Source organism: Dactylosporangium sp. CS-047395, from assembly GCF_050942185.1.
GTDB lineage: Bacteria > Actinomycetota > Actinomycetes > Mycobacteriales > Micromonosporaceae > Dactylosporangium.
On sequence record NZ_CP192015.1, the window covers coordinates 4,381,695 to 4,402,790 of the forward strand.

Consider the following 21,096-nt stretch of genomic DNA (forward strand, 5'->3'; position numbering starts at 1 on the left):
GCACGAGTTCATGCATCCGGTGTCCGGCCGGCTTCGGGCGGTCTGCGGTACCGACCTGACCGCCTCGTCGAACAGCCGCTGCGCCGAGGCGCGGATGATCGCCTACCGGGCCCTGGAGGAGCTGCGCTGCGACCGGCTTGCCGGCGCCCTGCTCGGCCTGACGGCGACGGTCACCCGCGACGACGGCACGACCCAGCCGCTGACCTTGGCCCGGCTGAACGACCTCGGCTACACCCTGTCGCTGCACGCGGCGCTCGATGACCACGTCTACCCCGGCTGGGCGGACCTCGTCGACCGGTACCGCACTTGGCAGATCCCAGTCGAGCAGGTGTGGAACGACCTCGTCCACGCCAGCGACGGCGTCATCAACATGTTGGGCCGTGCCCAGGCCGAGGTCGAGTCGATCGGGCACACCAGCGTGTTCCACGGCGTCGAAGAGCACCCCGCCGTACGGCTCTACCTCGGCCCGGCATAGCAGCAGGTCACGGATGCCGTGGCCGGGCAGCCCGTCCTCGCGCCCGCCGCGGAGTTCGCCTTCCAGGAACAGCAGGTCCTCGACGCGGCCGAAGCCGCCATCCTCGATCTCTGGCTCCGGCTCGGTGTCGAGCTCACCACGACCGAAGGCGAGATGCGGCTCACGGTGGCAGCTCCAGACCTGGATCCAAGCCAGCACGCTGCGCTGTAGCGCGCTCGGTATCCGCAACGGCCGCGGTGGTGAACGCGATCGGCGCGTCGAACGCCGCCCGCCGTGCCGCGCGGCGCAGCACCGCCAGGACGGCGCCGCCGAGGACGGCCACGGCCACGCCGTTGGTGATGGCCCGCCCGGTGTCCCACCCGAGGGACGACGTGGTGGCGGTGAACAGCACGAACCGGTGCAGGTTCTCCAGCAGCGGCGCGCCGGCCAGGTAGGAGAGCTGGGTGTCGGCGGCTGGGCTGAACGGCCAGAACCACATGTTCATGTGGAACCCGTACGCGTACGCAGACACCGCGGCGTAGCCGGTAAGCATGGCGATCTCGGCCCGGCCTGTGAGCCGGCGCGGGAGGAGACCGGCGCCGAGGCCGACCCAGGACGCGGCGAGCATCTGGAACGGCAGCCACGGCCCGACCCCGGCGGTCAGCAGCGCGGACGCGAACAGCGACGTCGAGCCGAGCAGGAACCCGAACCCCGGCCCGAACACCCGCCCCGCCAGCACCAGCAGGAAGAACACGGTTTCGATCCCGGCTGTCCCGGCGCCGAGGGGCCGCAGCGCGGCGTTGACCGCCGACAGCACGCCGAGCATCGCCACGGCCTTGGTGTCGAGGCCGCCGTCGATCAGCTCGGCGACCATCACCGCGACCAGGACCGGCAGGAGCACGACGAAGATCAGGGGTGCATCGGCGGTGCGGGCGACGGCCTCGGGCTGGGCGGGGACGAACAGCGGCCAGAAGAACGCGGCCAGGCTCGCCGCCGAGGCCAGGGCCAGCACGACCGCGGCGCGGGCCTGCACCCGGACTGGCCGGCTCACGCCAGGGCCTCGGCGACGTCGGCGACGGTGAGCCACGGCTGCGGGTGCAGGATCTTCGCGACCTGCGGGGCGAACGTCGGCGACGCGGCCACGATGCTGGCGGTCGGGCCGTCGGCGACGACCTCGCCTTGGGCCATGACCACGACCCGGTCGGCGAGGGCGGCGACGAGCTCGACGTCGTGGGTGGCGACGACGACCACGGTCCCGGCTCCGGCCAGACGGCGGACGATCGTGGCGAACCGGTGCTTGGCGGTGTAGTCCAGGCCCCGGGTCGGCTCGTCGAGCAGGAGCACCGGCGGTGCGGCGGTGAGCTGGACGGCCAGGACGAGGGCGAGGCGCTGCCCTTCGGACAGGTCGCGGGGGTGGCGGTCGCCGGGGATGCCGGGGGCGAGGTCGTCGAGCAGGGCCCGGCAGCGGGAGCGGCCAGTGCCGGCCTGCTGGTCGGCGGCGGCGCATTCGGCGTCAACGGTGTCGAGGTAGAGCAGATCGGCAGGGGTCTGCGGGACGAGCCCGACCCGGCGGCGGGCGTCCGCCGCCGGCAGGCGTTTCGGGTCCGCGCCGCCGACGGCGACAGCCCCCTGCTGCCGGGGCCCCGAGCCCTGCAGCGCCCACAGCAGCGAGGACTTGCCGGAGCCGTTGCGGCCCATCAGCACCACGACGCTGCCCGCGGCGAGGGTGAGGTCGACGCCGGCGACCGCGACGTGGGGGCCGTAGCGGACCACGACCCCTTCGGCGTGCAGGGCGGCGGTCCGGGACCCGCCGGTGGCGGCGCGAGCGGGCGGCTCGCGGCCGGCTAGGCGGTCGCGCAGCGCGGCTACCCGGCGGCGGGCGTCGCGGACCGACAGCGGCAGGGGGTCCCAGCCGGCGAGCCGGCCGAGCTCGACGATCGGCGGTGCGACCGCCGCGGCGGCGAGCACGTCGGCGGGCGGCCCGTCGACGACGGTGCCGTCGCCGGGCAGGTAGAGCAGCCGGTCGGCGTAGTGCGCGACGCGCTCGAGGCGGTGCTCGGCGACGAGTACGGTGATGCCGAGGTCGTGGACGAGGCGGGTGATCGCGGCGAGGACGTCCTCGGCGGCGGCCGGGTCGAGCGCGGACGTCGGCTCGTCGAGCACGACGACGCGGGGGTGGGCGGTGAGGACGGCGCCGATCGCGACTCGCTGCTGCTGCCCGCCGGACAGCGTCCGCAGGGGCCGGTCGCGCAGGTCGGCGATGCCGAGCAGGTCCAGGGTCTCCTCGACGCGTTTCCGCATGGCCGGGGCGGGGACGGCGAGTTGTTCGAGGCCGTAGGCGAGTTCTTCTTCGACGGTGTCGGTGACGAACCCGTGCAGCGGGTCCTGTCCGACGTACCCGACGAGGTCGGCGAGTTCGCGGGGTGGGTGGGTGCGGGTGTCGCGGCCGGCGACGCGCACCTGGCCGGCGAGGGTGCCGCCGGTGAAGTGCGGGACGAGGCCGTTGACGGCGCGGAGCAGGGTCGACTTGCCGGTGCCGGTGCTGCCGGCGACCAGGCACAGCTCGCCTTCGCCGATGTCGAGGGTGACGTCGCGGATCGTCGGCGCGGTCGCGCCGGCGTAGGTGACGGTGACCCGGTCGAACGCGATCACACGACCACCCTGGTTCGTTCGGGGCTGGCGACGGGCGCGGGCGCGCCGATCGAGGTGGGTGGTGGTGGGGTCAGCCAGGCCGGTGCGGCCGCGGCGGCGATGGCGAAGGCGGGCAGCAGGCCGAGTTGGGGCCAGGTGAGCGGGCTCAGCGATGGGTAGAGGTTGGCGGGGTCGACGGTGGCGGTGGCGACCAGCAGCGCCCCGGTCCCGACGCCGGCGAGCGCGGTCAGGGTCTCGGGGAGCCGCCACGGGTCGGGCCGGTACCGGCTGCGGCGAACGCGTCTTCCGCTGAGCAGCAGCCCGGCCGCGGCGAGGGTGCCGCCGGCGGCGAGCAGCGGCAGGCCAAGGGGGCGGGGGGTGGTGGCGTCGAGGAGGCCGTAGACGCCGACGCAGACGCCGAGCAGGCCGGTGACGACGAGGGCGCCGGCGGCGTAGCGGATCGGTTTCGGGGTGGTGCCGGCGCGGGCGTAGCCGCGGGCGTCCATGGCGGCGGCGAGGGTCAGGGACCGGTCGAGGGCGTCGGCGAGGACGGGCAGCAGGATCGCCCGCAGCGCCCGGACGCCTTTCCCGGCGCCGCCGCGCAGCCGCCGCGCGCGCCGGACGCGCAGAACGCTTTCGGCGAGCTGCGGCGCGACGGACAGTGCGACGATGACCGCCGTCCCCGCCTCGTACAGCGCCGCGGGGACGAGTTTCAGCAGCCGCTTAGGGTTGGCGAGGGCGTTCGCGGCGCCGAGACACACGAGCATGGTCGCGAGGCGCAGCCCGTCGTAGAGACCGGCGAGGAGCTCTTCGGCGGCGACCGGCCCGAACAGCCGGATCCCCGCGGCCCACGCCGGCAGCGGGATCTCGGGCAGGGAGACGAGGATGTGAGTGCCGCCCCCGCCACCGAAGATGACCCGGAAGAGCAGCCGGCTGGTCACGATCAGCGCGCCGAGGATGAGGTAGAGGCGGAACGCGAGGGCCCAGGGGGCGTCGGTGCGCCGCCGCGCGACGACGACGCCGGCGGCCGTGGCGATGAGGGCGAGGATGATCGGGTTGGTGGTGCGGCTGGCCGCGGTGGCCAGGCCGAGGGCCCACAGCCACCACGCCCCCGGGTGTACCGCCCGCGGCAGCGACCGCATTTCAGGTGTCCCGGCTGGTGCGGCGCCGCCACCACACCGCGAACCCGCCGGCCGCGGCCAGGGCGAGGAGCAGCCCGAGCCCGGCAAGCGTGCCGAGCGGCACGCCGAAGGTGGTCCGGACCGCGTCGACGTCAGCGGGCGGCGTCCCGGTAGCCGCCGTCGCCCCGACCGAGCCGAGCAGGTCGGACACGTTCGGCTGCGGGATCAGCTGGTCCGGCGAGCCGCTCGGCGCGGGCACCGTCTCGGACGCCGCCGCGGATGTGGCGGGACCGGTGCTACCCGGGGCGAGTGTCGGCGTGGGCGCGCCGGGGCCGCGGGCCGATTCCGGCTGCGGCTGGGGTTGGGCGGTCGTCGCGGGCGGGGGTGCTGGGGGTGCGGGCCGGCTGGGGGTGACGCCGGGTTTGGGGGCGGTGCCTTCGGTGTGATTCTTGGAGAACGACCAGCCGTCGAACGAGCCCGGGGGTGGGGTGCGGTTCTTGACGCCCAGGTCGCTGTAGGTCCAGGTGCCGCCGTTCGGGGCGTGCCAGTACGACCAGTACGCGGTGGCCGGTGGGGTGTCGACGCACGGCTCGGACGCCGCGGTCGGCTTGCCCTCGATGCGGCAGATGAAGGCCAGGCCCCAGCGGGTGGTGCCGGCGACGGTGAACCCGGCGTTCTGCAGCGCGGTCAGGCCGCTGCCCTGCCCGCCCGGGGCGCAGCGGATCACGACCCCGCCGCCGAGCTCGTGGAAGTCGACCACGACCGTCACCCCGGACGCGTCCGGGCAGTACCCGGCCGACCCCGCCTCCGCCGGGCTGGGCGCCACGACGGCGCCAGCGGCGATCGCGAGCAGGGTCGCGGTCGCCGCCCGAACCAGCCGCAGCCGTACGCGGGTCATGGGGTGCGGCGCCGCCGCGCCGCGACGACGAGCACGACGCCGACCGTGAGGAGCACCATCGCGAGGGCGGCGATGCGCAGGATCGGATCTCCAGTGACCGGCAGGTACCCGCCGGGCGCCGCCGTGGTCGAGGTCGGCGTCGGGCTCGCCGACGCTGACGCGCTCGCTGATCGGCTGGCCGAGACACTGCCTGAGGCGCTGGCCGAGGGGCTCGCCGACACCGTCTGGGACGGCGACGCCGACCCGGACGCGGACGCCGGGGCCGACGCGGACGGGGATCCGGTGATCGGCTTGCCGATCTCGCCGAGGGGGACCTGGGCGAGGGCGAGGAGGGCCTGGGCGGTGGCGCGACGCCACTGGTCGCGGGTCATGTCGTCGATCGCCCCGGTGGCGAACGCGGCCGTGGAGTACGCGAGGGCGCCCTTATCCGGGCCGGTGGTGAGCTGGAGGTGGGCGACCCAGGCGGAGGCCTTGTCCGCGGCAGCGTGTTGTCCGGCGGCGGCGAGGGCTTCACCGGCGAGACCGGTGCTGTTGCTGTTGGGCATCGATGGCAGGTTCGGGTCCGGCTGCTGCGGGCCGTTGACGAACGATCCGTCGTCGGCCTGGCGCGCCTGTAGCCAGGCGACCCCCTTCGCCGCCGCGGCCGCCGCGCCCGGCGCCGCATCGGCGGCGACGAGCGCCTGGACCGCGATCGCGGTCGAGTCGACGTCGGGGACCGCGTCGCTGGTGCACGCGGTCCCGGCCGGGTCGGGGTTGAGCCGGAACCCTCCAGCGGGGCACTGCTGGCGGATCAGGTAGGCGACGACGTCGTCCGGGACGCCGCCGGAGCGGGTGAGGCCGAGGATCGCGAGGGACTGGTCGAAGGTGTTGGATGCGTCCCCGCCGTACACCTCCGGGGTGGTGTCGCGGACCCGGCCGTGGTGCGGCCCGGAGGTGGCGATGAGAGCGCGGGTCTGGGCGTCGAGGTCGAGGCCACCGAACTGCTTCGGGTCCCGGCCCGCGACCTCGGCGGCGAGGAGGAGTTTCGCGGTTGAGCCTGCGTCGACGATGCGGTCGAGGTCACCGTCATTGTCGTAGTCGATCTCGTAGTAGGAGAACGTGGCCGCGTTCGCGGTGATCTGGTCGGCGACGTGGTCCGCGGCGGCGGGGGCGGCGCCGGTCGCGTGCAGGGCGAGGAGGGCGTCGATGGTGAGGCCGATGTCGGGCATGCCGAAGTTGGTCAGCACCCCGTCCTCGAGCTGGGTGGCCAGCCACGTCGCCGCGTCCCGGCCCGCCGACTGCTCCGCTGGTGCCGGGGCGGCGAAGGCGCCGGCCGCGGCGGCGAGCGCGGCGGTGAGCGCGGCGGTGACAGTGGCTGCGAGGACAGCGGCGGCGCTGCGGGAGGGAAGCGAACGCATAGTGGGGTGCCTTCCAGGAACGGGGCCGGTGGTGGTGCCGCGGCAGGTCGTGCCGCGGCACCACACCCGGGTCGAAGCGGGAGAATTGGCGGTTAGGGGGCGGTGATGGACGGCTGCTGGCCGGAGCCGAAGCGCCAGCCTTCGACGGTGCCGATCGCCGGGTTGTAGGAGGAGGCGCCGAGGCTGCTGTAGGTCCAGGCGCCGCCGGGGGTGGCGTGCCAGTACGACCAGTACGCCGACGCGGGCGGGGTGTTCACGCACGGCTCGGTCGCCGCGGTCGGCTTGCCGTTGATCCGGCACACCAAGGCGAGGCCCCAGCGTTGGGTGCCGGTGACGGTGAACCCGGATCCGGTCAGCGCCGCCAGCCCGGTGGCCGGGTCGCCGGCGAAGCAGCTGGTGACGACGCCGCCGCCGAGGGAGCCGAAGTCGACGACGACCGTCACGCCGGTCGACGGGGCGCACGCCGCGGCGTGCGCGGCCAGCGGTGCCGGTTCGGCGAGGACGAGCGCGGCGGTGACGCCGAGGGCGGCGAGCGTGGTGGACAGGGCGCGGCGCAGGGTTGACCTCATCGTCCCTCCACCATGGACAGTGGTCACGGGCAGGCCAGTGCGGGTGCGGCCGGCCGGGCACCGGCGGCGGACAGGGTCGCCAGCCCGGCACCGGTAAGGCCGGGGACGGCCTGGGCAGTGGCCCGGACGGCGATTGCCGGGTCGAACCGGGCCGCCGTGTAGGCGATCGCGCCGCGGTTGGCGGCTGGGCCGGTGCAGCGGACCTGCAGGGTGAGCAGGAAGGCGCGTGCCTGCAGCCACGGCAGGGGGCGGCCGGCGACGGCGAGGGCCTGTGCGGCTAGCCCGGTGGAGTTGCCGTTCACGACGCCGGCGCCGTCGGTGAACGCGCCGTCGGCGTGCTGGACCGAGACCAGCCACGCGATCGCCGGGGCGGCGTCGGCCGGCCGGTGGGCGGCCAGGAGCGCCTGCACGGCCAAGGCGGTCGCGTCGACGTCGCTGGTGCACGTGGGCTGGTCGAAGTAGAGCGGGTACCCGCCGTCCGCGCACCGCGTGCCCGCCAGGAACGCCGCGCCCGAGGCGGGTGCCCCGGCGGCGGTGCGGCCGAGCACGAGCAGAGCGAAGGCTTGGGTGAACTGGTTGCTGTAGTCGCCGAACGCGGACCGGTCGGAGAACCGCCCGGACGGCGTCTGCAGCCCGCGCAGCCGGGTGATGAGGTCGACGCCGCCGAACGAGGCCGGGTTCCCGCCGCGGACCTGCACGGCGAGGGCGAGCTTCGCGGTGGCGCCGGCGTAAGCCTCGGTGCCGTCGCCGATGTACCCAGTCAGGATCTCCGGCCGGGCGAGCCAAGCGGTGGCCTTGCCGGCGTTGGTGTCGGCGACCTTCGCCGCCGCGAACGCGAAGACAGCGTCGATGGTGAGGCCCTGGTCGGGGTAGGCGACGCCGTCGAAGACGACCTCGAACCGCTCGCCGTCGACAAGCTGGCGTGCCAGCCACCCGGCGGCCGCGTCGGACCGGTTGAGGGTCGGCAGGGTGGCGGCCGCGGCGGGCGCGGCGGCGACGCCGAGCAGGACGGTGGAGAGGGCAAGCGCGGTGAACACCCCGGTGAGAAGGGTGCGCGCGCGGTGCCGGAGGACTGCCATCAGGCGGTGCCTTTCCGGCCCTGGCAGTCGAGAGAAACCGGACGGAAAAACGGGATGCCCGGCGGCTCCGACCCGTGGGCCACGACGGGTAGGGAGGTGCAGAACCAACGCGCGGAGACGGGTATTCGGGCTCACGACCAGCACAGGCGTGCGGGTCATCTACCGTTGCGGGCCAGCGCCGGACTTCAACCGGACTTCCCCCATCAACGCACGGCTATGGAGTTGTCACCGACAGTCTGTCGGTGTCCCGCGGCGCCGTCAATCCCGTCGGTCAGGTTGTGGCGTTCGTGACAAGTCGCCCCGGGGTCCAGGACGAGCCGAACTCGTGATGTCATGCAGCGATCGTCCGGTCCTGCCCGCAATCGGCGCCGCAGAGGGTCGACGCCGCAGAGGGTCGGCGCAGTTGGCTCGAGAAATAGGCTGATCCGGCTCTCCTGCCCCGAAGGGCCTGCCCGAGAAGCGTTGAACGTCGAACCCTCCGCTGCTGCGACCGCACAAAATCATGAATCGGTCTTGTCGTGGCGAACGCGGACATTCCTCGTGCTTCGGGGAACCGTGAGTGATCCCGTTTCGTCACAATGTCAGGCGTGTCGATGGACCACGCGGTACGGCTGGGCATCGAAGTCGGGGCCGACTATGCGATCGCAGCGCTGGCCTGGCCGGACGGCACGGCAATGGTGCTGCCGATGGACGGCTCCGGCTTCCTGATCGCACCAGAGCAGGCCCGGTCACGGCCCGCGAGCGGCGAGCCCGAACCGGTCGACACTAGCAACGGACCAGCTGCGTCGCCGCGCCTCCCACCGGGCAACTGGACGTTCGCCGCGGTCACCCGGATTCTGCAGGACGCCCACGCAGTTGCGGGCACGCGCATCGACACAGCAACGGTGGCCATCCCGGCCGGATGGTCACTGCGGCAACGCGAACAGGTGCGCGCCAACGCCGTCCGAGCTGGTCTCCGCTCCGTGCAGCTCATGCCATCGCCGATCGCGGTCTGCTGGCACGTGCTCGCCGGCGGCCACGAACTGCCGCCGGGGGCACAGGTCGTGGTCTGTGAGGTCGGGGACAGCAGCTCGGCAGCGGTGGTCGGCCGTGACGGTGACGGTGGCTTCACCGTGGTGTCCGATGTGGATGAGCTGACCGTACGCTCCGGCATCCCCGGCAACGCACCATCCGGCCCGCCCGTCGAAGAGGTCGTCCGCCGGGCGATGGCAGGAGCCGACCTGCCGATCGGCACCCCAGATCTCGTGTGCGCGGCCGGTCACGGCGCTCGGCGGGCCGACGTCGGCCGATCGCTGCATACGGTGACGGGCGTGGAACCGATGCTGGTCGTGGAGGCTGAGCTCGCGGCTGTCCTCGGCGCGGTGCAGGGGCCGCAGGCAGTCGATCACGGCGCGCCGGCACCGCACGCTGCGGCTTGGCACGACGTCTGGGCGCTGCTGCTGCCAGCGTTGTGGTCGATGGCGTTGTTCGCGCAGTTCCTGACCGGCTCGCAGCGATACGGGCCGCGGGAGAAACTTGGCCAGCCAGGCATGTTGCTGGCCGCGTGGGGCGGTCTCGCCTTCGCCGCACTCTTCGCGCTGCTGGCCGTGGTGAGCACCACCATGCTGGCGACCGCTGCCCGGCACGAACCGACCGGCCGTGACCCGGACAGCCCGACCTTGGGGGAGTGGGTACGGCACCGGCTGACGGCCGCGGCCCTCGCCGGTGGAGCCGCCGGCGGTGTGCTCGTCGCAGGACTCTTCGTGGTCATTGCCGGTGGGTTCTTCGACCTCGAACTGGGGCCGCTGCTGCGCTGGTCTGTGCTGCCGATCCTGCCGGCGGCGGCTGCTGTCGTGGCCGTGGCGGTGGTGGTGTGGCGGCGACCGGAACCGCCCGAGGGGGAGTGGCCGCAGTGGCTGCGGTTCCCGCCGGTCGCCGTGATGCTGGCAGGGATCGGAACGCTGCTGATCTCCTACGACGAGACCGGCAGCCCATGGGTGCTGCAGCCGCTGAGCTGGCAGCTGCAACAGTGGCTGCCGCCGGGCCAGATGACGATCATCGGGCCGGTCGGCCGGCTCGGCGGGCTGTGCATTGGTGCGGCGACTGCTTGGCTGCTGGTGACAAGACCGCTGGCCCGGCTGCTGCTCGGCACCTTCCTGGCACTGCTGGTCGCCTCCGTCCTGTCCTGGCGCATCACCGGTGCCGTCGCGGTCGGCTTCTGCCTCGTGGCCGCGGTGTGGTGGGCGTTCGTAGCCGTGCGGCTCGTCCTACGGCCCAAGTTGCTGGCATCGCCGGCTCCAGGGGCTCGGCCCGCTGCTACCGCCGGCGACGGGGCCGGCAGGTGATGATCCGTCGTCTCCCAGGCGGTCGTAAGCCCAGGCCGGTACGCCTCGCGCGACAGCACGCCGGAACCAACGCAGCAGCCCCGGACTCAGTACCCCCAGCGTCCGAAAGCACCATGCCGAGCAATCGGCGTCCGGCCACTCGGCACGCTGGCCAGACGATCTGCGAACGAAAACCGGTGCACGCATGACCAGCGAGCCGCACACCGCCGGCAGCCGCCCGGCGCTTCCCGCCGGATCACAGCCCGGATCAACCCGATCCGACCAGCCGCGCGTCCTGATGCGGTACGGCGTGGTCGTAACGCCACGGATCCAGATCGGCCGCCGCGTCCCAGTCCCGCAACTCACGGGCACTGCCACTCCCGCACCCACCGGCGGCGGGCGGCACCATGCTGGATCAGTCGGGAGACGCCGTGCGGTCCAAGCCATCGCCGCCGTGGTCGCCCTTGCCCTGACCGTCGCCGGCTGGCAGGTCGTCCGCGGCTCGTCCGGTCCGCAGCCGCGCGACCTCGTACAGCAGCTGTTCGACGACCTCGCTGCCCACAACCTCGCGACCTGGACGACCTCCCAACTGTGCTCCAGTAACCCGATCTGCGGCCCAGGGGCACTGGCCAGCGGATACGAGGCGCCGCAGCACGTCACCATCGACCAGGAGCCCGAAGACACCGCTGGCACCACCCGGCGCACCATCGTCCACGTCTCGTATGAGCTCGGCGGTCAGCGGATCACCGACCAGGTCACGACGCTCTACAACCCGGGCCGCGTGTTCGGCGGCTTCTGGCAGCTCGGCGACCGCCCCGTCACGACGCTCACCATCCCCGGCCCGGCGCCGTCACGGGTCACCGTCGCCGCGGTGACCCTGCTGCCCGCGGACCTCACGAAACCGCTGACCATCCACGTGCCGCCCGGCCGGTACACCATCAGCCGGGCCGAAACCCCGCTGATCGCCGCAACCCAAACGACCGCGGTAACCGCGCCTGGCCCGCCCGCCACCGTCACCCTGCCCGCCGACATCCCCACCGACGTCAACGACAACATCATCGCGCTGATCCGCGACCGCATCGACGAATGCGCCACGAAGCACGATTTCCTCCCCGCGGCAGGTACCGCGCGGCCCGGGATCCACGGCTGCCCGTTCTCCCACAACACCAAATACGCGCTCACCGACAGTGTCACCTGGAAGATCGAGCAGTACCCGGTCCTGGAACTCACCGCGGCCGACGACGGCAGTATCGCCGTCGCGACCAAGGCACCCGGCCGGGCCGCGATCCACTACCGGTGGACGCTGCACCTCGTCGAACCCCGCGACTGGACCGACGCCAATGCCGTCGAGACGATCGACGTCAGCGGCCGCATCACGACGGAGGCTGGAGCCCTCACCTGGGCGCCGGCGTAGCGGCACCTCATCGCAGCTGTTGCACAGTCGTGGCCGGGTGGTACGCGCCCAGCAATGTAGCTGCCCCGTCCATACCGACCCTCGTAGCCGGGGCTGGCCCTGACCGCGCCGCCCGGGCGGATGTGCGGCACCGGCCGTACGCGCAGGTCGGCGGCGACTGGTGCGCGCGACGATTGCCTCGGACCGTGGGCGCTGCGGACACTGACCGGCCGGGTGCGTCCGCACTGCCCGCACGGCTCGCCGCTGCTGGATTGCCGGCGGCAGCACGAAGAGCACCGGCTGGCCTTGCCTTCCGCCCATTCACCCGTGTTGTTGCACCGCTGGCTATGAGGGAGAAAGCCAGCTCCACCGGGACGGCCATAACTGGCCCCGCCACGACCGGCCTGCCACCGCCACCCGTAACCGAACTTCGACAGGTATGCGACCACGAAAGGATGAACCCGCCGAGCACGGCTTCCGGACGCTTGACGCGCACGACCGACCACCGGACTCAAATCGACAGGGCGGCGAATTGGTCATGCGGTGTGCCCTGGGCCGACCATTTGCGAGCCGGCATCCGATCATCGGCGGAGTCGAGTCGAGCGTTGCCTCGTGCCGAGGCCATACAGGCGGCGAGGATGTAAGTCCGGGTGCCGGTCGAGGTTGTTGCGGGCACGGAGGTACGTGGGTCGGCGTGCGGGGCGGCGATCTGGATGTCGCGGAGGCTGGCCCCAGCGTCGAGCGTGGTGGTGACGAGGGTGTGGCGCAGTGTGTGCCGGTTCGGACCGCAGCGAGCGGGTCAAGGGCTTCGCCGGCGCACCGATGTAGGAAGACCCGCAGGTCCGACTCGCTGTGAGGCCGGGACTGACCGCGGTAGCGGCGCCGTACGCGGCTGTCGGCGCGCGGAGCACGAGGTTGCTCGGCGACGCGACGCCGGCACCGGGAACAAGACGGTGGGCGATGTACTCCAGTGCGTCATCATCGGCGATGAACGCCAGGTCGCCCGCCGCGGCAGATTGCGCGTCCGATCGATCGAATCCGGCGGTCGCGACCGCATGCTCATGGAATGCTGACGCGTTCGCCAGGCGCATCCCGAGAAGCTTGCTGAAGGCGCTCAAGATGCGGTTCCAGTGCCTGGGCCAGATACTCCATCTCTACGTAGGCCAGGTTGTGCCCGGTGGCTTGACGGACGCGATCGATGAAGTCCTTGTAGGCGTCGAATACCCGCACAATGATCGTCCCCGACGTCCTTGCCACCACCTCGATGTCAAATACCTCGGCGTTGATACCCGCGGCCAGGTCCTCGTAGAAGTTCAGATAGTTTCTGAGCAGGCGGCCACGCGGACTGTTGGAATCTGCGTCACGCGTGAACTGTTTGACCGCCTGTATGTCGGTGTCAGACGGCACCTCGCTGGATACCAGCCGACGATGTTCCATCGTCGCGGCGAGGTGCTCTAGGGTCGACTGCCGCTTCACGCGGAGCTGTTCTGTCGCGAATGCTTCACTCGCATCGTTGATCTGTCGCTGCAACAGGCGTAGCTGCTTCACGAGCAGAGCGAGGAACACGATGTTGACGATGAGGGCGGCTACCGCGGCGATGGCAGAAACGGCGTCGGGCTTCATGGCAATTTCGCATCTCACGGCCGGCCTGTCCGGCGGTGGTACAGACCGATGTATCCGCCATCATCGAAGCAGTGAAGTTGCCGGAATGGCATGCCCATACGTCGGATGCGGCGTCCGCTCATCGGCATGAGCGCGCGCTGTCGGCCCGGCCGGACGCCCTCTACACAGCATGACCGCGCCGACAGTGGGTTCGATCATGCTGGGGCCAAATATGGCCGTCCCGATGGAGCCGGTTTTGTCCGTCCGTCACGGCCACACCGCAGCGGATCAGCGTCCGGCGAGGACTTGCCGATCGTAGTTCGACCAGATCCTTACCCCCCTCGTGCCGTGTCCGCACGATTCATCGAAAGAACTGCCCGTCGGACGGCTGAGGTTGGCTGTCTGGCCGGATCGGATCCGTGAGCAGGCTGGTCAGCAGGGCAATGGTGGCTGGATCCGGCTGGTAGCCGTGCGCGGTCAGGTGCTCCGTCAGCGTGTCGGCGGCGCGGCGTAGCCCGTCGGGGTCACCGGCGGCGGCATGGTGTTGCAGCACCCTGCGGTGCAGCTGTTCGTTGGTGGGTGCGAGGCGTAGGCCCTGGTGTAGCAGCCGTAGTGCGGCTTGCGGATCGCTCGCCGCGTCGGCGAGGTATGTGTACACGTCCAGCAGGTGCCGGATGGTCCGCTCCCGATCCACCAGAAGCCACTCGTAGGCCCAGCCGGCGGCGAGCTCACCACCCGCGATTTCCGCTGCCGCGGCCAGCAGCACGTGCCGGTAGCCGGCATCGGTGGTGTTGGCGGCCGCGTCGAGGAGGCCTTGCAGTCGCCACAGGTCAACCTGGACCGCGGCAGGGTCGAGGCGCAGGACCCGCTGACCCTCGCCGTTCGCTGCGCCAGCCGGAGGGTCCTGGCGGAGGACCGGCCGTCCCGCCGCGTCGCGCAGCGTCCTGCGCAACTCCGAGAGGGTGGTCAGGTAGCGGCGATGCGCGGCGCTGCTGGGCACGTCCGGCCACAACGCTTCCTTGAGCTCGTCGCCGGTGAGGCCGTCGCGGTGCAGCGTGAGCAGGACGAGCATCTGTTGTCCGGCCGTCCGGCGGATCGGCACCGGGCTGCGCGATCCGTCCGGATGCGGCCGCAACACCCCCACTTCGCCGAAGACCCGGACCAGGAGCCGCCGGGGGACGCCAGCGGTGTCTGGCGGCGGGTCCGGCCACCTGGTCGGATCGTTCGCCGCCTCGCTGCCGGCCGGGCTCGCGTGGCCCGCTGGCATTGATTCCGCTGTATCGGCGAGCAATCCGAGGCTTGTCAGCAGCTCGGTCGTGATCTGCTGGTGGAGGACCGGCAATCGGTCGACGGCCGGGCGCTGCCCGGTCACGGCGTGGACGGTGCCGTCGTCGTTGACGTGCCAGCATGTTCCGCCGTCCGGCGTGGCCGTTACCCGGACTGTGCGGTGCGTTGTCTGCCCGACGTCGCCATCCGGTGGGTGCCCTGCATCAGCCGGCCGCAGGGCGCTTGCCGGCGGGGGAGAGGCCGGATCCGCCTCGTCGCGATCGTTGGTGAATACCACGACGTCGGAGCCGGGGTCGTGGCCGACACCGGTGCCGGCTATCAGGAGCCGGGTGGTGGTGGGGACCTGGGCCGTGCCGAGTACCTGTCCGGCCAGTCCGGTCCGGAGCAGGATCCGCGGCGGTTCGTGGGGCTGCACCGCGAGGGCGACAATCAGGCCGCGGGCGGCACGATACCGGCCGGGGCCGGTGAGGCTGAGGTCGCCGTCCGGCATTATCTCCCGCAGCGCCACCGACGGTCGCGTGTCTCGTCTCCCAACCACGCCGAAGTCGGCAACGTCGTGCTCGGTGCCGAGATCCGTGCCGAGATCCATCGTGTCCGCGGTGTCGAGGTCTGCAAGATCAGGCCCCTGCACCTCAGTGGCCATCCGGCCGGCTTGCGCCAGGCGCTGCACCGCAGGTGGCCATGGCGGGAGGTCACGATCGTGGCGGTGCCAGCCGCCCGGTGGCCGCGGCACGTACCCGCGGCGCGTGTGCGTCAGCGCCAGCCGTGCCGCGACGGCGACCGCTGCGGCGATCGGCAGTGACAGCCAGCCGCCTGGCACGTCGACACCGGCAGTCCTCCGCACGGCAGACGACGGACCGGCAGCTCTATCCACCGGGCTTGCATGAGCGTCCTGGGCGGCGGCAGGCCCTGGCATCAGCTCGGCCGCCGCCAACGCCGGAGCGCCCCCGCGAGCCGTGTGCAGCGCGAGGAGAACCCCGCTGGCGGCGGCGGTGACCGCGGTGCGCAGCGGCACCGGGAGCCAGGCGGCAGCCCGGCGGCGCCCGCGCAGCACCGCGACCGCGTCCAGCATCACCTGCCATACCAGCGTGAGCCACACTAGCCAGCCCACACCGACCGCGGCTGCCGCCGCACCCAGCTCCGACATCGGCTGCGCCAGGATCACACGCCAGTCCCAGACCACAGCCGACTGCACGACCACCAGCGCGGTCGGCAACACCGCCAGCATCACCAGCAGCAGCAGCGCGGCACCGGCTGCCCGCACCAGCCGCCCGGCCGTCGACCTCACCGAACCACCTCGTCACCGCGGGTGCAGCACCCGATCCTGTCGCGGACCGTCGCCGCAGCAGCTATGGCAAAACAACGGCGGACATCGACACCGGGCCAAGCCATAGCGATCGACATATGCCCATTCTGCACTGGCATGCTCGCCCGCATCGGCGTGCGCATCGGCGCTGGGAGCGCCGGCGGAGCGTGGACCACGGCATGCAGCATCCGCACGCGTCCAGCCGCACCCGTGACCGGCGCCGAAGCGGAACCGGCGCGAGGCGGTTCCGCGGGCTGTCCCCGGCCGGTGCCCCGACGCTGGTCGAACGGCGATTGATCGGCGAACAAACCGGGGACCGTTCCGGACACGGCATTGGCAGACGCGGGCGGTCCCGGGGTGCATAAGCCGACCCGATCGGCTTCGGTCTGGGGTGTCGGTCGCCGATGTCGCTTCCGGTCGGGGTGGTGTTCGGGTACGGTCGTTGCCGGAGTGCCGGGAAGTCTGGTCGGCGATCGCTGCGCCGTGCCGACCGACAGGACCCCGGATGACCCTGCTGCTGTGCTTCGCTGCCGTGCTGCTGCTGGCAGTACTGCTCTCTGCGCTCGCCCATCGCACCGTGCTGTCCACCGCGGTGCTGTTCCTGGCGGCCGGGTTCGTCCTCGGCGACGGCGCGACGGGCGTCATCCACGTGACCGCCGGATCGCCGATCGTCGCGTCCCTCGCCGAGCTGGCGTTGTTCGCGGTGCTGTTCACCGACGGCATGCGGGTCGGCTGGATCGACCTGCGCAGCGCCTGGCAGCTCCCCGGCCGGGCGCTGGGCTGGGGCCTGCCGCTGACGCTGCTCATCACCGCGACCGTCGCGCACTGGGTGGCCGGGCTCGGGTGGCCGGAGTCGCTGCTGATCGGGGCGATCCTGGCCCCGACCGACCCGGTGTTCGCCGCCGCGCTGGTCGGCAACGACAAGGTCCCCGCCCGGCTGCGGCACCTGCTCAACGTCGAGTCGGGAGTCAACGATGGCCTGGCCCTGCCGTTCGTGGTCGTGCTGCTCGCCGTCGCGGCCGGCTCACACAACCTGCACCTGGGCGAGATCGGCCTGGAGCTGGTCGGCGGGATCGCCATCGGGATCGCCGTACCGTGGGCGGCCATCCGGCTCGAGCGGACCCGGCTGTTCGCGGTGTCGGAGCAGTACCTCCCGCTCAACGCCGTGGCGATCGGGCTGCTCGTCCTGGCCCTGGGCAAGGTGACCCACGCCAACCTGTTCCTGGCCGCGTTCGCCGCCGGAATCACCGTCGCCACCGTCGGCCACCGCGAGCGGGAGGCGTTCGAGCACTTCGGCGAGCTCATCGCCGAGATCTTCAAGCTCGTCGCGCTGCTGGTCTTCGGAGCGCTACTGACCCCGGCCCTGTTCACCGGAATCGGCTGGGCCGGCTGGGTCTTCGCCGTCCTCGCCCTGGTCCTGGCCCGGCCGCTCGCGCTCTGGGTGTCGTTCCTGGGCTCCGGCCTCGGCGCCCGTGAACAGGCCGCCGCGATGTGGTTCGGCCCCAAGGGTTTCGCCTCCGTGGTGTACGGCCTGCTCGTCCTCGCCTCTGGCGTCGCCGCCGCCGGGCAGGTCTTCGCGCTCGTCGCCGTGACGATCGTGCTCAGCATCGTGCTGCACTCGTCCACCGACATCGTCGTCGCCCGCGGGTTCGAACCGCGGCTCATGCCAGCGTGGCAGCAACGCCTCGCCACTCACGGACGGCGGCTGCTGCGCCGCGCCCAGCCGGAGGAGACCTCACCGTGAAAGCCGCCGACCTCGCCGTCGAGTTTCCCGCGGTCCGCCTGGACACGCCCGCGCTGGAGGCCGCCCGGCTGCTGGCCGGGCAGGACCTGCCGGGGCTGATCGTGCTCGACGAGCGTGGCCACCCGTTCACGATCCTGGCCGGCACGCAGGTGCTGCGCATGGCCGTACCGCAGTACTGCCAGGACGACCCCGCCCTGGCCCGGGTCGTCGACGAGCCGGCCGCGGACCTGCTGCTGCGCGAGCTGGGCGACCGTACCGTCGCCCAGGCCCTGCCCGCCGAGAAGCGCGAACTGGCCGTCGTCGCGGCGGACGCCACGGTACTGGAGATCGCCGCCGTGATGGCCCGCACCCGGACCCCGCTCGTCGCCGTCGTGGACAAGCAGCGCCAGCTGCTCGGCGCGGTCACCCTGGACGCTTTGCTCGACCGGATGCTCGCCGAGTGACGATCACCGCCTGGATCGCCGTCGCCGTGTTCGCCGGCGCGTACGTGCTGATCGCCACCGAGTGGGTCCACCGCGTCGCCGCCGCGCTCGGCGGGGCGGTCCTGATGCTGCTGATCGGCGCCACCGACGCCGAACACGCGTTCTTCTCCCCCGAGTCCGGCATCGACTGGAACGTCATCGTCCTGCTGCTCGGCATGATGCTCATCGTCGCCGTGCTCAAACGCACCGGCGCGTTCGAGTACCTGGCCATCTGGGCGGTCAAACGCGCCCGCGGCCGGCCGTTCCCGGTCATGGTCATCCTCGTCGTGGTGACCGCGGTCGCCTCGGCGATGCTGGACAACGTCACCACCGTGCTGCTCATCGCCCCGGTCACGTTCCTGGTCTGCCAGCGCCTCGCGGTGCCGGTCGCGCCGTACCTCATCGCCGAGGCCATGGCCAGCAACATCGGCGGCACCGCCACGCTCGTCGGCGACCCGCCCAACATCATCATCGCCAGCCGGGCCGGGCTGTCGTACAACGACTTCCTCAATCACCTCGCCCCGCTGATCGTGGTGCTGGTCGTCGTGTTCGTCGCGCTGTGCCGGGTGATGTTCCGCTCCGCGTTCCGCTACGACCCGGAGCGGGCCGCCACGGTGACGCGGCTGCGGGAGCGCGACGCGATCCGGGACCCGCGGCTGCTCGTGGTCAGCCTGGCCGTGCTCGCGCTCGTCACCGCCGCGTTCGTCCTGCACTCGGTCGTGCACCTCGAGCCGTCCGTGGTGGCGATCGTCGGCGGCCTGGGGCTGCTGGCGCTGTCCCGGCTGGACGCCGGCGAGGTCGTCAAGGACGTCGAATGGCCGACCCTCGCGTTCTTCGCCGGGCTGTTCGTCATGGTCGGCGCGCTCGTGCACACCGGCGCCGTCGGCACCTTGTCCCGCTCGATCGCCGACGCGGTCGCCGGGGACCCGCACCTGGCCGCGATGGGGCTGCTCGGCGGGTCCGCGGTGCTCTCGGCGATCGTCGACAACATCCCGTACGTCGCCACGATGACCCCGATCGTCGCCGACCTCGCGGCCGCCGAGGGCAGCCACGGCGGCCCGCACGTGCTGTGGTGGGCCCTGGCCCTCGGCGCCGACCTCGGCGGCAACGCCACCGCCGTCGGCGCGTCGGCCAACGTCGTCATTCTCGGCCTGGCCGAGCGGGCCGGGCAGCGGATCAGCTTCTGGCAGTTCACCAAGTACGGCCTCGTCGCCGCCGCCGTCACCGTCGCCATCTCCGCGGTGTACCTCTGGCTGCGCTACCTCGCCTTCACCTGATCCGGCGGGGTCCGGCCGAACGCGGCGATCCGCCCGGCGACCGCGGGCCAGTCCGGCGCGCACCACACGAAGTGCCCCGCGGCCCGGCTCTCCACCAGCTCGGCCCGGGGCAGCCCGGCGACGAGCGCCTCGGCGTGCGCGAACGGCACCCCGCCGTCGGTGCGCGAGGCGACCACCAGGGCCGGCTGGGTCACCGCGGCGTACAGGTCCGGCGCCGGGCGCATGTCCCGCACGAAGCCGCGGCCCGACCGCATCGCCGCGAACAGCCGCAGCAGCATCTCGGCGTCGTCGCCGGTCAGCGCCGCCGGGCCGCGGCCGGTCGACAGCGGGGCCAGCAAGGAGCCCAGCGCCCGCCGGCCCCGGGCGCGCAGCAGCATCCGGATGCCCGCCCACGTGGCCGCCTCGACGCCGGGCGCGAAGACGATCCGGCCGCCGGCGCGGGTCCGCCGGTCCGGCCACGGCAGCAGCCCGACCGCGCTGATCAGCACCAGCCGCTGCATCAGCTCCGGCGGGCGGCCACCGCCACCGCGGTCGGCCCCGCCGCCGGAGATCCCCACCGCGGCCGCCACCCGGCCGATGCCGAGCCCGGCGCATCGCATCGGCGTACGCGTCGATCGTCGGGCCGGTGCCCACCGGCGTGCAGCCGTAGCCCGGCCGCGACGGCGCCAGGATGCTCAGCCCAGCCGCCGCGAATGCCTCCTCGCCCAGCGCCAGCCCGGCCCGCATGTGCCCGCCGTGCAGCACGAGCAACACGTCGTCGCCGCGGGCGCTCCAGTCGGTACTCCACCGGTCCGTGCGCGGTCGAATCGACCTCTGTCGGCCGCCGCACCGTCCCGCCGCCACCCGCACCGGACCGGTGGCACCGGCCGCTCCGGCCTCGTCCTGCCGCATCTCAGGCACCTCCGCCGACCGCGACCGGCTCGCCGGCCGCCGCCACCGGCGGTCGGCGCCGCCAGCGGTACCGCCGCAAACCAGCAACGGCAGCACCGCCAGCCGGACTGTGTAGGCGACGGCGATGATCCCGATCGCCAGCAGGTCGTCGACGACGGCGAGGGTCAGCAGAAACATCCGTAACGCGGGCGGCACCCGCGAGCCGGCCACCGCCAGCACCGCCAGCACGAACGCGATGTCGGTGGCCGTCGGCACCGCCCAGCCACCCACCTCACCCGCGGCCGCGTTCACCGCCAGGTAGAGCAACGCCGGCACCGCCATCCCGCCGACCGCCGCCGCCACCGGCACCAGCGCCCGGCGCAAATCGCGCAGCTCCCCGGCCACCAGCTCCCGCTTGAGCTCCAGACCAGCCACGAAGAAAAACACCGCCAGCAGGCCGTCCGCCGCCCACGCGGCCAGACTCAGGTCCAGATGCCAGGCCGCCGGCCCGACCCCCGCCACTCGCCGAGCCGGCCGCGCTTCGGCCCACGGCGAGTTCGCCCACCCGAACCCCACGACGGCGGCGAGCAGGAGCAGGACCCCGCCCGCAGTCTCGGTCCGCAGCAGCTCGGCAACCCGGCGGGCCGGAACCCACCGCGCAAACACACCGTTCACAACATCTTCCGGGGTCGATCGGCATCTAC

General features: G+C 72.7%; 17 protein-coding genes, 1 pseudogene and 1 riboswitch. Of the genes and pseudogenes, 7 read left to right on the forward strand and 11 right to left on the reverse strand.

Annotation, left to right across the window (positions count from 1 at the left end; all coding sequences use genetic code 11):
• Window positions 1–10 precede the first annotated feature (10 nt).
• Window positions 11–475: a hypothetical protein gene (locus ACQP00_RS20525; RefSeq protein WP_433221396.1), complete on the forward strand. Its 465-nt coding sequence runs from the start codon at window positions 11–13 to the stop codon at window positions 473–475.
• An 18-nt stretch (window positions 476–493) separates the two neighbouring features.
• The gene (locus ACQP00_RS20530) at window positions 494–685 is read left to right on the forward strand and encodes a hypothetical protein (protein ID WP_433221398.1); all 192 of its coding nucleotides are present in this window, start codon (window positions 494–496) and stop codon (window positions 683–685) included.
• On the opposite strand, the gene ACQP00_RS20535 is transcribed toward ACQP00_RS20530, so the two are convergent.
• The 7 genes from ACQP00_RS20535 to ACQP00_RS20565 all read right to left on the reverse strand — a co-directional run bounded on the left by ACQP00_RS20535 (window position 636) and on the right by ACQP00_RS20565 (window position 8,149).
• Complete coding sequence (locus tag ACQP00_RS20535; RefSeq protein ID WP_433221400.1) at window positions 636–1,505, reverse strand: ECF transporter S component; 870 nt, start codon at window positions 1,503–1,505, stop codon at window positions 636–638. The two genes, ACQP00_RS20530 and ACQP00_RS20535, sit on opposite strands and share 50 nt — an antisense overlap.
• A complete protein-coding gene (locus ACQP00_RS20540; RefSeq protein ID WP_433221402.1) occupies window positions 1,502–3,106 on the reverse strand; it encodes an ABC transporter ATP-binding protein in 1,605 nt (534 codons plus the stop codon). The genes ACQP00_RS20535 and ACQP00_RS20540 overlap by 4 nt, the downstream gene beginning before the upstream one ends.
• Entirely contained in the window at window positions 3,103–4,227 is a 1,125-nt protein-coding gene (locus tag ACQP00_RS20545; RefSeq protein ID WP_433221404.1) for a CbiQ family ECF transporter T component, read from the reverse strand. The genes ACQP00_RS20540 and ACQP00_RS20545 overlap by 4 nt, the downstream gene beginning before the upstream one ends.
• Window position 4,228: 1 nt before the next feature.
• Window positions 4,229–5,104: a hypothetical protein gene (locus tag ACQP00_RS20550; RefSeq protein WP_433221406.1), complete on the reverse strand. Its 876-nt coding sequence runs from the start codon at window positions 5,102–5,104 to the stop codon at window positions 4,229–4,231.
• On the reverse strand, window positions 5,101–6,501 hold the full coding sequence (locus ACQP00_RS20555) for a cell wall anchor protein (RefSeq protein ID WP_433221408.1): 1,401 nt from the start codon (window positions 6,499–6,501) through the stop codon (window positions 5,101–5,103). Before ACQP00_RS20555 ends, ACQP00_RS20550 begins: the two co-directional genes overlap by 4 nt.
• A 92-nt stretch (window positions 6,502–6,593) precedes the next feature.
• On the reverse strand, window positions 6,594–7,070 hold the full coding sequence (locus ACQP00_RS20560; protein ID WP_433221410.1) for a hypothetical protein: 477 nt from the start codon (window positions 7,068–7,070) through the stop codon (window positions 6,594–6,596).
• A 23-nt stretch (window positions 7,071–7,093) separates the two neighbouring features.
• The gene (locus ACQP00_RS20565) at window positions 7,094–8,149 is read right to left on the reverse strand and encodes a peptidase (protein ID WP_433221412.1); all 1,056 of its coding nucleotides are present in this window, start codon (window positions 8,147–8,149) and stop codon (window positions 7,094–7,096) included.
• A 99-nt stretch (window positions 8,150–8,248) separates the two neighbouring features.
• Window positions 8,249–8,394: riboswitch (cobalamin riboswitch) on the reverse strand.
• Window positions 8,395–8,736: 342 nt separating this feature from the next.
• On the opposite strand from ACQP00_RS20565, the gene ACQP00_RS20570 reads away from it, so the two are divergent.
• Together ACQP00_RS20570 and ACQP00_RS20575 are read left to right on the forward strand one after the other, a co-directional pair.
• Window positions 8,737–10,473 (forward strand): hypothetical protein, encoded by a 1,737-nt coding sequence (locus ACQP00_RS20570; RefSeq protein WP_433221414.1) that lies wholly within the window; start codon window positions 8,737–8,739, stop codon window positions 10,471–10,473.
• 433 nt (window positions 10,474–10,906) lie between these two features.
• Window positions 10,907–11,866 carry a hypothetical protein gene (locus tag ACQP00_RS20575; protein ID WP_433221416.1) on the forward strand — a complete coding sequence of 320 codons (960 nt, stop codon included), beginning with the start codon at window positions 10,907–10,909 and terminating at the stop codon, window positions 11,864–11,866.
• 1,038 nt (window positions 11,867–12,904) lie between these two features.
• Here the strand turns inward: ACQP00_RS20575 and ACQP00_RS20580 are convergent.
• Together ACQP00_RS20580 and ACQP00_RS20585 are read right to left on the reverse strand one after the other, a co-directional pair.
• Window positions 12,905–13,468: a DUF4760 domain-containing protein gene (locus tag ACQP00_RS20580; RefSeq protein ID WP_433221418.1), complete on the reverse strand. Its 564-nt coding sequence runs from the start codon at window positions 13,466–13,468 to the stop codon at window positions 12,905–12,907.
• A gap of 340 nt (window positions 13,469–13,808) precedes the next feature.
• Window positions 13,809–16,022, reverse strand: a complete 2,214-nt coding sequence (locus ACQP00_RS20585; RefSeq protein WP_433221420.1) for an AfsR/SARP family transcriptional regulator — start codon at window positions 16,020–16,022, stop codon at window positions 13,809–13,811.
• A gap of 523 nt (window positions 16,023–16,545) precedes the next feature.
• Between ACQP00_RS20585 and ACQP00_RS20590 the strand changes: the two genes are divergently transcribed.
• Genes ACQP00_RS20590 through ACQP00_RS20600 form a run of 3 tightly spaced genes read left to right on the forward strand, consistent with a single transcriptional unit; the run spans window position 16,546 to window position 19,522 of the window.
• Window positions 16,546–17,784: a cation:proton antiporter gene (locus ACQP00_RS20590; RefSeq protein WP_433221422.1), complete on the forward strand. Its 1,239-nt coding sequence runs from the start codon at window positions 16,546–16,548 to the stop codon at window positions 17,782–17,784.
• Window positions 17,781–18,227: a CBS domain-containing protein gene (locus ACQP00_RS20595; RefSeq protein WP_433221424.1), complete on the forward strand. Its 447-nt coding sequence runs from the start codon at window positions 17,781–17,783 to the stop codon at window positions 18,225–18,227. Before ACQP00_RS20590 ends, ACQP00_RS20595 begins: the two co-directional genes overlap by 4 nt.
• Window positions 18,224–19,522: an SLC13 family permease gene (locus tag ACQP00_RS20600; protein ID WP_433221426.1), complete on the forward strand. Its 1,299-nt coding sequence runs from the start codon at window positions 18,224–18,226 to the stop codon at window positions 19,520–19,522. Before ACQP00_RS20595 ends, ACQP00_RS20600 begins: the two co-directional genes overlap by 4 nt.
• Here ACQP00_RS20600 and ACQP00_RS20605 read toward each other — a convergent pair.
• Complete coding sequence (locus ACQP00_RS20605; protein ID WP_433221428.1) at window positions 19,504–20,121, reverse strand: alpha/beta fold hydrolase; 618 nt, start codon at window positions 20,119–20,121, stop codon at window positions 19,504–19,506. The two genes, ACQP00_RS20600 and ACQP00_RS20605, sit on opposite strands and share 19 nt — an antisense overlap.
• A gap of 370 nt (window positions 20,122–20,491) precedes the next feature.
• Window positions 20,492–21,067, reverse strand: a pseudogene (locus ACQP00_RS20610) (Na+/H+ antiporter NhaA); the annotation flags it as partial.
• Between the last annotated feature and the right edge of the window lie 29 nt (window positions 21,068–21,096).

Coding starts and splice junctions, on each gene's coding strand:
- ACQP00_RS20560 (WP_433221410.1), bottom strand. CDS start 7,070: ATGAGGTCAACCCTGCGCCGCGCCCTGTCCACCACGCTCGCCGCCCTC.
- ACQP00_RS20605 (WP_433221428.1), bottom strand. CDS start 20,121: ATGCGATGCGCCGGGCTCGGCATCGGCCGGGTGGCGGCCGCGGTGGGG.
- ACQP00_RS20525 (WP_433221396.1), top strand. CDS start 11: ATGCATCCGGTGTCCGGCCGGCTTCGGGCGGTCTGCGGTACCGACCTG.
- ACQP00_RS20565 (WP_433221412.1), bottom strand. CDS start 8,149: ATGGCAGTCCTCCGGCACCGCGCGCGCACCCTTCTCACCGGGGTGTTC.
- ACQP00_RS20550 (WP_433221406.1), bottom strand. CDS start 5,104: ATGACCCGCGTACGGCTGCGGCTGGTTCGGGCGGCGACCGCGACCCTG.
- ACQP00_RS20590 (WP_433221422.1), top strand. CDS start 16,546: ATGACCCTGCTGCTGTGCTTCGCTGCCGTGCTGCTGCTGGCAGTACTG.
- ACQP00_RS20580 (WP_433221418.1), bottom strand. CDS start 13,468: ATGAAGCCCGACGCCGTTTCTGCCATCGCCGCGGTAGCCGCCCTCATC.
- ACQP00_RS20555 (WP_433221408.1), bottom strand. CDS start 6,501: ATGCGTTCGCTTCCCTCCCGCAGCGCCGCCGCTGTCCTCGCAGCCACT.
- ACQP00_RS20545 (WP_433221404.1), bottom strand. CDS start 4,227: ATGCGGTCGCTGCCGCGGGCGGTACACCCGGGGGCGTGGTGGCTGTGG.